Origin of the sequence: Pseudomonas tructae (assembly GCF_004214895.1) — a bacterium.
In the GTDB taxonomy this organism is placed as follows: Bacteria; Pseudomonadota; Gammaproteobacteria; order Pseudomonadales; family Pseudomonadaceae; genus Aquipseudomonas; species Aquipseudomonas tructae.
On sequence record NZ_CP035952.1, the window covers coordinates 5,027,059 to 5,040,685 of the forward strand.

Sequence of the window (13,627 nt, forward strand, 5' to 3'; positions counted from 1 at the left end):
CAGTGATATGAGCCTTCAATCGAACCCTCTGCACAGCTTGCTGGCCGGTACCTTGCTGCTGGCCAGCAGCATCGCCCTGGCCAACGGCCAGGCGCCGATGGCCAAAGGGCTGCAGCAGGCCAAGACTTACACCGTCAGCAGCGCGCCAATCGAGCCGCTGCAGATCCCGGCGCCAACCCTGCCGGACCTGTCCGGCTACACCGCGCAAGCGGTACAGAAAAAGATCGACCGCCAGCACAAAGGCAAGGTCTCGGTCCGCCGTATGCTGCAAGAAACCGCGCTCAAGGAGTTCATCGGCGGCGACAACAAGATGGCCGAATGGGTAGCCCGTCAGCACGGCATTCCCCAGGCAATTTTCATCGACGATGGCCATGTTGATTTCACGCAACTGGCCAAGCACGTGCCCAAACAGTACCTGAGCGAAACCGCACCGGGGGTGTACCTGGCGCGCCTGCCGATCGTGGTCGGGGCAAAGGGCGTGCTGGAGATCGACGCCAAGGTCAAGGAACTGCGCCTGTCCCAGGAAGGCGGCGCGTTCATCGTCAACGACGGCAAGCTGTTCGTCAGTGACACCCGGGTAACCGGCTGGCGCGAGAAGGACAACGGCCCGGCGACCTTCCGTTCGCCCAAGGAGTTCCGCCCGTTCCTGTTGTCCTGGGGCGGCACCCAGACCTACATCGTCAACAGCAAAATGGCCAGCTTCGGCTACGCCAAGAGCAAGTCCTACGGCGTGAGCATCTCCCAGTACACACCGAACATGGCCAAGCAGATGGGCCGTGCAGAACCCACCGGCTGGATCATCGGCTCCGAATTCAGCGACATGTGGTACGGCTTCTACTGCTATGAAACCAGCGACTTCGTGATCAAGGACAGCACCTACCGCGACAACATTGTCTACGGCATCGACCCCCACGACCGTTCGCACCGTTTGATCATCGCCGGCAACACCGTTTACGGGACCAAGAAGAAGCACGGCATCATCGTTTCGCGTGAGGTCAACGACAGCTGGATCATCAACAACAAGAGCTACGACAACAAGCTCTCGGGCGTGGTCATCGACCGTAACAGCGTCAACAACCTGATCGCCTACAACGAGATCTACCGCAATCACACCGACGGTATCACCCTGTACGAAAGCGGCGACAACCTGATCTGGGGCAACAAGCTGATCAGCAACCGTCGCCACGGCATTCGCGTGCGCAACAGCGTGAACATCCGCCTGTACGAGAACATCGCCATGGCCAACGGCCTGGTCGGCGTCTACGGGCACATCAAGGACCTTTCCGAAACCGATCGCGATATCGCCCTCGACCCGTTCGACACCAAGGTTTCGCTGATCGTCGTCGGCGGTGAGCTGGCGGCCAACGGCAGCGGCCCGCTGTCGATCGACTCGCCGCTGAGCGTGGAGCTGTACCGGGTGTCGATGCTGGCCCCGAGCAAAGCCAGCGGCATCAGTTTTTCCGGGGTACTGGGTGAGCGTCAGGACGAGATTCTCGACCTGATGGTGCGCCAGCAGAAAGCCGTATTGATCGACCCGGTCGAACGCCAGACCGAAATGGCCGAATGAGGACGCCCGACATGACCCCACACCTGATCAAACTCCTGGGCGTAAGCGCCACCTTGCTGGCCATCAGCAACGGCGCCAACGCCGATACCGTGCAGGCACCGAGCTTCACCGCCGAACCGTGCTGCCAGCTCTGCCCGGAGGCCCACGACGCCAGCCGCTACACCACCCGCTACCAGCAGAACTTCACCACCCTGGTGCAAGCCCAGGGCGACTGGCTGTTCCGTACCCGCGAAGACCTGCGCACCGAGTTCAACACCACCCCGGCCGGCTACCGCCGCCTGCAGCAGTTGCATGACGCCTTCAAGGCCAAGGGCGTGGAGCTGGTGATCGTCTACCAGCCGACCCGTGGCCTGGTAAACCGCAACATGCTCAAGCCGGCCGACAAGGCCGCGTTCAACTACGCCAAGGCGCTGCAGAACTACCAGGGCATGCTCGGGCGCTTTGGCAAGATGGGCTACACCGTGCCCGACCTGTCGCCGCTGACCAACGAGCAACTGGCCGCCGCCGACCAGGGCAAGGATTTCTACTTCCGCGGCGATCAGCACTGGACCCCGTACGGCGCCGAGCGCGCGGCGAAGATCGTCGCTGCCAGCGTGCACAAGATGCCGGCCTTTGCCGAGGTACCCAAGCGCGAGTTCGAAAGCCATAAGTCCGGGCGCATGGGCAAGACCGGCACCCTGCACAACGTTGCCGGGCAACTGTGCGGCACCAGCTACGCGGTGCAGTACATGGACCAGTTCGTCACCCAGCCCAAGGGCGAGAGCGGCAGCGATGACCTGTTCGGTGATAGCGGTAACCCGCAGATCACCCTGGTCGGCACTAGCCACAGCGGCAAGAACTACAACTTCTCGGGTTTTCTCGAGCAGTACATCGGCGCCGACGTGCTCAACGTCGCCTTCCCTGGCGGCGGCCTGGAAGGCTCGATGATCCAGTACCTGGGCAGCGAGGACTTCCAGAAGAACCCGCCGAAGATCCTCATCTGGGAATTCTCGCCGCTGTACCGCCTGGACCAGGAAACCATCTGGCGGCAGATGCTCGCCCTGGTCGACAACGGCTGCCAGGGCAAGCCGGCACAGATGAGCGCCAGCACTGCACTCAAGCCGGGCAAGAACGAGCTGATGGTCAACGGCCGTAACGGCGTGATCAAGGACCTGACCAATGGCCGCCACCAACTGGATATTCAGTTCGAGGACACCTCGGTGAAGACCCTGCAAGCCACCCTCTGGTACATGAACGGCCGTCACGAAGACCTGAAGATCGAGAAGCCGGAAACCGCCGACACCGACGGCCGCTTTGCCTTCGAGCTGCGCGAGGATGAGGACTGGGCTGCCCAGACCCTGCTCGCCGTCGAAGTCCAGGGGCCGCAAAGCGGCAGCCAGAAAGTCCGGGCCACCCTCTGCAAACGAACCTGAGGCGCGTATGAAAAAGTTCAGCAAAACCCCCACTACCGTGGGAGCGGGCTTGCCCCGCGAAGAGGCCGGTATTGCTATCGCGGGGCACCACTCCCACAGAGGTAGCCTAACGCTACTTGCGCTGGCCCTGGCCCTGTTCGGCCCGGCCGTGCACGCCGCCGGGCTGGTGCCCCCGCAGGGCTATTACGCCGGGATCGAGAAACTCAAGACCGGCGACAGTGACGTCACCTGCCAAGCCACCCCCAAGCCCTACACCGACAAGCTGCAGTTTCGCAGCAAGTACGAAGGCTCGGACCAGGCCCGGGCAACCTTGAACAAGGACTCGGAAAAGGCCTTTCGCAATGCAACCGCGAGCATCACCGCCCTTGAGCGCGGAGTCAGCAAACAGGTCATGCAGTACATGCGCGACGGCCGCCCGCAGCAGCTCGATTGCACCTTGCAGTGGCTGGGCAGTTGGGCCCGCGCCGATGCGCTGATGTCCACCGACTACAACCATACCGGCAAGTCCATGCGCAAATGGGCGCTGGGCAGCCTGAGCTCGGCCTGGCTGCACCTGAAGTTCTCCAACGCCCAGCCGCTGGCCGCGCATCAACAACAGGCCGAACTGATCGAGAAATGGTTCGGGCGCCTGGCCGACCAGGTGGTCAAGGACTGGAGCGGCTTGCCGCTTGAGAAGATCAACAACCACGCCTACTGGGCGGCCTGGTCGGTGATGGCCACCGCTGTCGCGACCGACCGCCGCGACCTGTTCGACTGGTCGATCAAGGAGTACCGCGTGGCCGCCAACCAGGTCGACGCCCAAGGCTTTTTGCCCAACGAGCTCAAGCGCAAGCAACGCGCCCTGGCCTACCACAACTATGCCCTGCCGCCGCTGGCGATGATCGCAAGCTTCGCCCAGGCCAACGGCGTCGATGTGCGCCCGGAAAACAATGGCGCGCTCAAACGCCTGGGCGACCGAGTGCTGTCGGGCTCGAAAGACCCGAGCCCGTTCAAGGCCAGGAACGGCGAGAAGCAAGATATGGACGAGCTGAAGATCGACAGCAAATACGCCTGGCTCGAACCCTGGTGCAGCCTCTACCGCTGCAACAGCGATGTGCTCGAGCGCAAACACGACATGCAGCCGTTCAAGAGCTTTCGCCTGGGCGGCGACCTGACCCGGGTCTATGACCCGCAGGCCGAACAGAAAAAGTGATTGGCTGACGCCGTACCTGTGGGAGCGGGCTTGCCCCGCGATGCTTCAAACACTGCCTCCCGCGTTCCGGCATGGGGGGTTTGGGGGGCTGCTGCCCCGGTTGATAACGACAAGGAGAGATCGGGATGGTGTTCTCATCCAACGTGTTCCTGTTCCTGTTCCTGCCGATCTTTCTCGGCTTGTACTACCTGAGCGGGCAACGCTATCGCAACGCCCTGTTGCTGCTGGCCAGCTATGTGTTCTATGCCTGGTGGCGAGTGGACTTCCTCGCCCTGTTCGCCGGGGTCACCCTGTGGAACTACTGGATCGGCCTGAAGGTCGGCGCCGCCGGCGTGCGCAGCAAACCGGCCCAGCGCTGGTTGCTGCTCGGGGTCGTGGTCGACCTGGGCATTCTCGGCTACTTCAAGTACGCCAACTTTGGCGTCGACAGCCTCAACGCGATCATGACCTCGTTCGGGCTTGAGCCGTTCATCCTCACCCACGTGCTGCTGCCGATCGGTATCTCGTTCTACATCTTCGAGTCGATCAGCTACATCATCGACGTGTACCGCGGCGACACCCCGGCGACGCGCAACCTGATCGACTTCGCCGCCTTCGTGGCGATCTTCCCGCACCTGATCGCCGGCCCCGTGCTGCGTTTCAAGGACCTGGCCGACCAGTTCAACCACCGCACCCACACCCTCGACAAGTTCTCCGAAGGCTGCACCCGCTTCATGCAGGGCTTCATCAAGAAGGTGTTCATCGCCGACACCCTGGCGGTAGTCGCCGACCATTGCTTCGCCCTGCAGAACCCGAGCACCGGCGACGCCTGGCTCGGCGCCCTGGCCTACACCGCACAGCTGTACTTCGACTTTTCCGGTTACAGCGACATGGCCATCGGCCTGGGCCTGATGATGGGTTTTCGCTTCATGGAAAACTTCAAGCAGCCGTACATCAGCCAGTCGATCACCGAGTTCTGGCGACGCTGGCACATCAGCCTGTCGACCTGGCTGCGCGACTACCTGTACATCACCCTGGGCGGCAACCGCGGCGGCACCTTCGCCACCTACCGCAACCTGTTCCTGACCATGCTGCTGGGCGGCCTGTGGCACGGCGCCAACTTCACCTACATCATCTGGGGTGCCTGGCACGGCATGTGGCTGGCCATCGAGCGGGCGCTGGGCCTGGACACCAATGCGCAGCGCTTCAACCCGGTGAAATGGGCCTTCACCTTCCTGCTGGTGGTGGTTGGCTGGGTGATCTTCCGCGCCGAAAACCTCGACGTTGCCGCGCGCATGTACGGCGCCATGTTCAGCTTCGGTGACTGGCAGCTGTCGGAGCTCAACCGCGCCAGCCTCACCGGCCTGCAAGTGGCCACCCTACTGGTGGCCTACGCGACCCTGGCGTACTTCGGCCTGCGCGACTTCTATCGCAATGCCAAACCACAAAAAGCCAGCCCGGTGGCAGTGCATGCCGACGGCAGCCTGAGCCTGGACTGGGGCCTGTACGTCACCCGCACGCTGGTGCTGCTGCTGTTCGTCGCCTCGATCCTCAAGCTCTCGGCGCAAAGCTACTCGCCGTTCCTCTACTTCCAGTTCTGAGCGAGCCGACCATGACCCGATCATTACGCAAACTCTATTCGCTGCTGTTCCTCGCCCTGTTGCTGGGCCTGGGCCTGTGGTCGCTGGGCGGCCTGGGCAGCTTCCAGCGCAGCGCGCAGATGACCGCCCTCGACGGCAAGCTGGCCAAGGCCGCCGAGACCCACTACGACGAGCAGTTCCCGCTCAAGCGCATCGGCACCAACCTGTGGGCGGCGCTGGATTTCAAGCTGTTCAACGAAGGCCGACCGGGCGTGGTTCTGGGCCGCGAGCACTGGCTGTTCAGTGACGAGGAATTCAAGCCGGTAGCCAACAGCGACCAGTTCGAACAGGAAAACCTGGCGCTGATTCGCGGCGTACGCGACACCCTGCAACAACGTGGTGTGCAACTGGTACTGGCGATTGTCCCGGCCAAGGCGCGGCTGTACCCGGAGTACCTCGGTGCACAGACCCCGGCCAGCCTGCACACCGACCTGTACAACGAGTTCCACGCCCAGGCCCGCCAGGTCGGCGTGTTCGCCCCCGACCTGCTGGCGCCGCTGCAGGACGCCAAGGCCCGTGGCCAGGTGTTCTTGCGTACCGACAGCCACTGGACGCCCATGGGCGCCGAAGTGGCGGCCCAGCACCTGGCCGCCGCCGTGGCACGCCAGACCCTGCTCAACGGCGCGCCACAGCAGTTCATCACCGAACAGCGCCAGAGCGCACCGTACAAGGGCGACCTGACCAACTTCCTGCCGCTCGACCCACTGTTCAGCAACTTGCTGCCGCCGCCGGACACCCTGCAAAAACGCAGCACCCGCCCGGCCCAGACTGAAGGTGAAAACGGCGAGGCACTGTTCGCCGACACGCAAATCCCCGTGGCGCTGATCGGCACCAGCTACAGCGCCAACCCCAACTGGAACTTCCTCGGTGCCCTGCAGCAAGCGCTGCGCAGCGACGTGGTCAATTACGCCGAAGACGGTCATGGCCCGCTGCTGCCGATGCTCAAGTACCTGCAAACCGATGCCTTCAAGAACAGCGCGCCACAGCTGCTGATCTGGGAGTTCCCGGAACGTTATCTGCCAATGAAGAACGACCTCAGCGCGTTCGATCCGCAGTGGATCGCGCAGCTGAAAAAAACCCGCAATGCCAATCAAGACCTGGCCCTGTCGTCCCGTCGGACGGAAAACTGAAGAGGTAACGCACATGACCACCCAGTACCGTATTGCCAAAACTCTAGTCCTGACCGCCAGCATGAGCCTGCTGTCCCTTCAGGCCTTCGCTGGCGCCGATGCCGCACTGTACGGCCCAAGCGCGCCGAAAGGCTCGACCTTCGTACGCATCTATAACGCAAGCGCCCAGCCTGTGAGCGCAAGCATCGGCAACACCCGGATCGACGGGGTGGCCGCCCTGGGCAGCAGTGACTTCAGCTTCATGCCCCAGGGCGACTACAGCGCCAAGCTCGGCAGCCACAGCCTGCCGGTCAAGCTCGCCGCCGATCACTACTACACCCTGGTCAACAACAGCGCGGGCCAGGCGCAGCTGGTCGAGGAGCCGCCGTTCAAGAACAAGCAGAAATCCCTGGTACGGGTACAGAACCTCAGTGACCAGGCCCTGACCCTGAAGACCGCCGACGGCAAGACCGAAGTGGTCAAGCCAGTCGCCGCCAAGACCCATGGCGAGCGAGAGATCAACCCGGTCAAGGTCAGCCTGGCGCTGTATCAAGGCGACAAGAAAGTCAGCGATCTCAAGCCTGTGGCGCTGGAGCGCGGCGAAGCAGCCGTGCTGTACGTGACCGGTTCGGGCAGCAGCCTGTCGCCGGTCTGGGTCAAGCGCCCGGTATCCACCCGTTAACCACCTGCCTATTTCTATTTTTGGAGAACACCCATGATTCCAGTCATTCTGTCCGGTGGTAGCGGTTCGCGTCTGTGGCCCCTGTCGCGCAAGCAATTCCCCAAGCAGTTCCTGGCCCTGACCGGTGAACACACCCTGTTCCAGCAGACAATCGAGCGCCTGGTGTTCGACGGCATGGACGCGCCCATCGTGGTCTGCAACAAGGACCACAAGTTCATCGTCAACGAGCAGCTGCAAAGCCTCAAACTGCAAACCCAGGGCATCCTCATGGAACCCTTCGGTCGCAATACCGCACCGGCGGTCGCGCTGACCGCCATGAAGCTGGTCAACGAAGGCCGTGACGAGCTGATGCTGGTGCTCCCGGCCGACCATGTGATCGACGACCAGAAAGCCCTGCAACGGGCCCTGGCCCTGGCTACGGTGGCCGCCGAGCGCGGCGAGATGGTGCTGTTCGGCGTACCGGCGACCAAGCCGGAGACCGGTTATGGCTATATCAAGTCGAGCCAGGACGTGCTGCTGCCCGAAGGCGTCAGCCGGGTGGCGCAGTTCGTCGAGAAGCCGGACGAAAAACGTGCGGCCGAGTTCGTCCGCACCGGTGGCTATTTCTGGAACAGCGGCATGTTCCTGTTCCGCGCCAGCCGCTTCCTCGAGGAGCTGAAAAAGCACGATGCCGACATCTACGACACCTGCCTGCTGACCCTGGAGCGCAGCGCCGAAGACGGCGACAACCTGAGCATCGACGACGCCACCTTCGCCTGCTGCCCGGACAACTCCATTGACTACGCGGTGATGGAAAAGACCCAGCGTGCCTGCGTGGTGCCGCTGTCGGCGGGCTGGAGCGATGTCGGTTGCTGGTCGTCGCTGTGGGATGTGCATGAAAAGGACCACAACGGCAACGTGACCAAGGGGGACGTGGTGGTCCAGGACAGCCACAACTGCATGATCCACGGCAACGGCAAACTGGTGTCGGTGATCGGCCTTGAGAACATCGTGGTGGTCGAGACCAAGGACGCCATGATGATTGCCCACAAGGACAAGGTTCAGGGCGTCAAGCAACTGGTCAACACCCTCAACGAGCAAGGCCGCAGCGAAACCCAGAACCACTGCGAAGTGTACCGGCCGTGGGGCTCCTACGACTCGGTGGACATGGGCGGGCGTTTCCAGGTCAAGCACATCACCGTCAAGCCTGGCGCCAGCCTGTCGCTGCAGATGCACCACCACCGCGCCGAGCACTGGATCGTGGTGTCCGGCACCGCCGAGGTGACCTGCGACGAGAACGTCTTCCTGCTCACCGAAAACCAGTCCACCTACATTCCGATCGCCTCGGTGCACCGCCTGCGCAACCCGGGCAAGATCCCGCTGGAGATCATCGAGGTGCAATCGGGCAGCTACCTGGGCGAAGACGATATCGAGCGCTTTGAAGATGTCTACGGACGCTCGACGCCAATCGAGCGCGGGATCTCGATCAAGACCATCGCCCAGTAACCTCGGAGCACGACCGGCTTGCTGCGCCCCGCTTGCGCAGCAGGCCTGCCCACTTGAATGAATAGAAAACACTAAGATAAAGTTAAAATTACAATTTGGAAATGTAGCCCTCTGCTTGTGCCTGATTGGTTATCGTGAACGCAATACGACAACTAAATCAAAGGCACCAAGTGGAGTATCCCAGTGAATAAAGAAACTTCCTACACGTCAACTTACAGACAAGATACGTCCGTACCCTACTGCATTTTTGAAGACCGTCTACTGGTCGACTGTTTTCTTACAACCGTACGTTGTTCTTCCTTCAAACAGGCTGCGCGATCTCTTAATCTCCAACCTGCATTGTTACGCCGCAAACTGGAAGTGCTCGAGGACAACCTGGGGGTGACGTTGCTGCTGTATCGCGATAACCAGTTGGTACTGACCCAGGCAGGGAGGGACCTGCACCAGCAACTGAGAACCCGCTCGAAAGAATGCTCCGACGTCGGCGACAACCGACGGCCACTGCGGATCGGTATTGACGACACCCTGCTGCACGACATGCTCGTCCGCACCCTGATCACGTTTACCCGGGAAAATGCCCGACGCTGCCTGGACATCATCCCGCTGCAGTCAGCCCAATACTTGCCGCATCAGGACCTGGACCTGGCACTCTGGACGACCAGCCCCGGCGCACAGATCCCCCAGCCCAGGCATTGCCTGCAACCACTCAATCCCCCCGTGATCATCCGCTACCAGCCCTTCGTCGCCATGCGCTATGCCCGTGAGGCGACTCGCCCACTGTCCCTTGAGCGCCTGGATGACTTTCGCCTCATCCAGCTGGAGCAGTACCAGGACAGTGCCGCGTTTGCGCCCTGGAATCAGCTGATCGACCGACGCCGCTCAGGCGTTACTTACATCCGCGCCCCGGGCCTGGCCTTCCACCTGATCAAGGGTGGCGCAGGCATTGGATTACTGCCCAACTACATCCGCCATCTGGACCGCACGCTATTGCCCATACCTGACCTGTTCAACGAAACCATGCAGCAACAGGTCCTGCTGTCGATTCATGCTGACAATCAGTCCGACGCCGATGTCACCTGTCTGGCCAGCTATATAAACCTGCTTTTCGCCGAGCGCCGCGATTGGCTCGCCTGAGTTTTTGCCGCTCTGGGCAGCCACACACGCTCCGAACATAACGCCGTGTAGCTGTCACAATTCTGAAATATTGATTTCGAAGCTTGAATACCTGCCTCAACTATAAAATCATTTGCTCTACCGGCGCCGGCTCAGTTCACCCGCAATACCTATAACGCCAACTTACAACTTGAGCCAGAAGGTTTTCATGAACGTATCAAAACAGTATTTCGTACTGGGGTTTCGTGCTGCCGTCTGTTCTACCGGGCTAATGCTTACTTCCCTGTCGCAGGCAGGAATCGTCACGACCGATGGCCCCGATTTGATGGTCAAGACCCGTGGCGGCCTGGAGCTTGCGACCGTCGACAAGGCCTTCAGTTTCAAACTCGGCGGTCGCGTCCAGGCCGACTACTCTCAGTTCGACGGTATCTACACCAACAATGGCAACAGCGCCGATGCCGCGTACCTCAGGCGTGCCTACCTCGAGTTTGGCGGCCGCCTGTACAGCGACTGGAAATACCAGGTCAACTACGACCTCTCGCGCAATGTCGGCAATGCCAGCAGCGGCTACTTCGACCAGGCGAGCCTGACCTACACCGGTTTCGACCTGCTCGACCTGCGCCTGGGACGCTTCTACACCGACTTTGGCCTGGAGAAGGCGACCAGCTCGAAATGGGTCACCGCCATGGAGCGCAACCTCAGCTATGACGCCGTGAGCTGGACCGGCGACAACCTTGGCCTGGGCATCCAGGCACGCAGCGTGCTGAACAACCTGGCGTTCGTCTCGGCAAGCCTGTTCAACGAAAACAACAACGACAGCAATGGCGACAGCGTCAAGCGCTACAACCTGAGGACTGTATTCGCCCCCTGGAACAGCAGCGGCAACGTCCTCCACCTGGGCGCACAATTTGCCTACCGCGATCTGCAGGACAGCGCCGTCGACACCCGTATCCGCTCACGCCTGGGCATCCGTGGCGTCGACACCGAAGGCGGCAACGACGCTGGCACCAATGGCAATCGCCCGCTGTTCGGTGGCGCCAGTGCCCAGCCCGGGTTGTGGCGCAATGACAACGTCTGGGGGCTAGAGGGCGCCTGGGCCCATGGTCCGTTGTCACTACAGGCCGAGTACCTGCGGCGTACGCTGAAAGCCGACAGGGCGGCGAGTGACGTCAATGCCTCTGGCTACTACGGCCAGGTCGCCTATACCCTGACTGGCGAAGCCCGCCAATACAGGCTAGACGGCGCGGCGTTCGATGCAATCAAGCCGGAGAATCAGACAATAGGCGCCTGGGAGCTGTTCTACCGCTATGACAGCTTGACCGTCGAAGACAACAACCTGGCCCGGGAAGGTAACGCCAAAGGTCAGACACACACCCTCGGGGTCAACTGGTATGCCAATGAGGCGGTAAAGGTGTCGGCCGATTATGTGTCCGCCCGTACCGACAACCTGGCCAACCAGGTTGGCGACGACAGCGGCTCTGGCATCGCGATGCGCCTGCAATACACCTTCTGAAGCGTCAGCACCTGATGCAGGTTCCCGCCACGCACTTGGGCGGGGATCTGTTTGACGCTAGGATTAAGGTTCAAGCTCTATCGGAATTTTCCCATGATAATCGGCGCTGCCCTGATCCTCACCTGGCTGGTCCTGCTGTTGCGCTACCCGGCCAAGGCCCTGCCGATCTCCCTGGCCGCACTGTTCGGCCTGGGCCTGGTGGCGTTGTGGGTGGTCTGGCTGGACAACCGCGAGGCCAGCCAACTGGCCCGCCTTGAACTGCGCCTGACCTACGCCCCCGAGCAATGCCCGGCCGACCGTCCCTTGCAGGTGCACATCAACAACGGCAACACAGTGCCCTTGGTGGAACTGCGCTGGCGGGTCGCCGCCTATGCTCCCGGCGACACCGTGAACCTTGCCGAAAATACCTACGCCGCCCCGCGCTACCGCGGCCCGGGCGAGCTACAACCGGGCGCCAGCTGGCAGGAGTGCCTGCCGTTGCCGCCGCTGCGTTCCGGCTATCGGCCACAAAGCGTCGACTACCGTGCCGAGCACCTGCAAGGCAGCTTCGCCGACTGAACACCTGGTATTTCTGTCAGGTTACGCCGCCCGGCCAAAAGCGTTGAATAGTGCCCCGGACACTTAGCATTGAGGCACGCCATGATCGATACATCCGATACAGTGCAGGACGAGTTTGCCAAGGTGGTGTGGTGCCTGAAAAACCAGCAGCCGCTAGCCAAACCTGTGGTCATCATGGTCCATGAGGACAGCTGTCCAGCCTGCACGGCCGGCAAGGACAACCTCAAGGCCCTGGCTGACAACGGCTATCGAGACAAGGTCGACTTCTACCTCTCGACTTTCCATACCTTTCAGGAGCTGTCGCTGTCCCCCGAGGTTAACGTCATCCCCACTCAACTGCTATTCGACTGCCAAGGAAGCCTTCAGTTGCTGGCCACCGGTGCCAGTGTCGAGCAATTGCGAAAAGCGCTGGAAGGTATTTTCCCTGCTCATTGAAAGCGTATGATCGCAGGCTGCCCCCCCTCAGCAGCTCAAGGACAGTACAGCATGCCGAATGTCTTGATCACCGGTTGCTCCAGCGGTATCGGCCTGGCCCTGGCCGAGGTTTTCAAAAACGCGGGTTTCGAGGTCTGGGCCACGGCGCGCAAGGCCGAGGACGTCCAGCGCCTGGCGGCCAGCGGCTTTATGGCCAGGCAACTGGACGTCACTGACCAGGCAGCGCTGGCGCAGCTGGCCGGCGAGCTGGAACAGAACGGCCAAGGCCTCGATGTACTGATCAACAACGCCGGTTACGGCGCCATGGGCCCGCTGCTCGACGGTGGCACCGACGCCATGCGCCGGCAGTTCGAGACCAATGTGTTCGCCATTGTCGGTGTCACCCGTGCGCTGTTTCCCGCTCTGCGCCAGAAAAAAGGCCTGGTGGTGAACATCGGCAGTGTCTCCGGGGTACTGGTCACGCCGTTCGCCGGTGCCTACTGCGCCTCCAAGGCCGCCGTGCACGCCCTGAGCGATGCCTTGCGCCTGGAGTTGGCGCCGTTCGGTGTGCGGGTCATGGAAGTGCAGCCCGGGGCAATCGCCTCACAATTCGCCAACAACGCCGGCCGCGAAGCCGAACAGCTGATCGAGGAGCACTCACCCTGGTGGCCATTGCGCGAATCTATTCGGGCCCGTGCCCGCACCTCCCAGGAACGGCCAACCCCGGCGGCCGAGTTTGCCCGCGGCGTGCTCGATGCCGTGCAACAACGTCCGTCCACTGCTCTGGTACGCCTGGGCAATGGCAGCCGGGTGTTGCCGTGGATGGCTAGATGGCTGCCCAGAACCTTGCTGGAAAACGTCCTGAAAAAACGTTTCGGCCTCAACAGCACACTCTGATCTTCCCGGTTTCAGGGGACGAGCCTTAGCGATAGCTGACCCTATCGCTAACTATAAAGTGCACGC

The 13,627-nt window shown here is 61.8% G+C and carries 12 protein-coding genes; all 12 read left to right on the plus strand.

What is annotated here, in order from left to right:
- Positions 1–7: 7 nt before the first annotated feature.
- Positions 8–1,567 carry a mannuronan 5-epimerase AlgG gene (gene algG / locus EXN22_RS22980; RefSeq protein ID WP_130266213.1) on the plus strand — a complete coding sequence of 520 codons (1,560 nt, stop codon included), beginning with the start codon at positions 8–10 and terminating at the stop codon, positions 1,565–1,567.
- Positions 1,568–1,578: 11 nt separating this feature from the next.
- On the plus strand, positions 1,579–2,979 hold the full coding sequence (locus tag EXN22_RS22985; RefSeq protein ID WP_130266214.1) for an alginate O-acetyltransferase: 1,401 nt from the start codon (positions 1,579–1,581) through the stop codon (positions 2,977–2,979).
- A gap of 7 nt (positions 2,980–2,986) precedes the next feature.
- On the plus strand, positions 2,987–4,171 hold the full coding sequence (locus EXN22_RS22990; protein WP_233281663.1) for a mannuronate-specific alginate lyase: 1,185 nt from the start codon (positions 2,987–2,989) through the stop codon (positions 4,169–4,171).
- Positions 4,172–4,296: 125 nt separating this feature from the next.
- Positions 4,297–5,751: an MBOAT family O-acyltransferase gene (locus EXN22_RS22995; RefSeq protein ID WP_130266215.1), complete on the plus strand. Its 1,455-nt coding sequence runs from the start codon at positions 4,297–4,299 to the stop codon at positions 5,749–5,751.
- An 11-nt stretch (positions 5,752–5,762) separates the two neighbouring features.
- Positions 5,763–6,920, plus strand: coding sequence for an alginate O-acetyltransferase (locus EXN22_RS23000; RefSeq protein WP_130266216.1), 1,158 nt, complete (start codon positions 5,763–5,765; stop codon positions 6,918–6,920).
- 13 nt (positions 6,921–6,933) lie between these two features.
- Complete coding sequence (locus EXN22_RS23005) at positions 6,934–7,581, plus strand: alginate O-acetyltransferase AlgF (RefSeq protein ID WP_130266217.1); 648 nt, start codon at positions 6,934–6,936, stop codon at positions 7,579–7,581.
- A 33-nt stretch (positions 7,582–7,614) separates the two neighbouring features.
- Positions 7,615–9,066 carry a mannose-1-phosphate guanylyltransferase/mannose-6-phosphate isomerase gene (locus EXN22_RS23010; RefSeq protein ID WP_130266218.1) on the plus strand — a complete coding sequence of 484 codons (1,452 nt, stop codon included), beginning with the start codon at positions 7,615–7,617 and terminating at the stop codon, positions 9,064–9,066.
- Positions 9,067–9,249: 183 nt separating this feature from the next.
- Complete coding sequence (locus EXN22_RS23015) at positions 9,250–10,200, plus strand: LysR family transcriptional regulator (protein ID WP_165392253.1); 951 nt, start codon at positions 9,250–9,252, stop codon at positions 10,198–10,200.
- A gap of 250 nt (positions 10,201–10,450) precedes the next feature.
- Positions 10,451–11,692 (plus strand): OprO/OprP family phosphate-selective porin, encoded by a 1,242-nt coding sequence (locus EXN22_RS23020; protein WP_407691985.1) that lies wholly within the window; start codon positions 10,451–10,453, stop codon positions 11,690–11,692.
- A gap of 93 nt (positions 11,693–11,785) precedes the next feature.
- The gene (locus EXN22_RS23025) at positions 11,786–12,250 is read left to right on the plus strand and encodes a multidrug transporter (protein WP_130266220.1); all 465 of its coding nucleotides are present in this window, start codon (positions 11,786–11,788) and stop codon (positions 12,248–12,250) included.
- Between the two features lie 81 nt (positions 12,251–12,331).
- The gene (locus tag EXN22_RS23030) at positions 12,332–12,685 is read left to right on the plus strand and encodes a hypothetical protein (RefSeq protein WP_130266221.1); all 354 of its coding nucleotides are present in this window, start codon (positions 12,332–12,334) and stop codon (positions 12,683–12,685) included.
- 51 nt (positions 12,686–12,736) lie between these two features.
- Complete coding sequence (locus EXN22_RS23035; RefSeq protein WP_130266222.1) at positions 12,737–13,561, plus strand: SDR family oxidoreductase; 825 nt, start codon at positions 12,737–12,739, stop codon at positions 13,559–13,561.
- Positions 13,562–13,627: the final 66 nt, after the last annotated feature.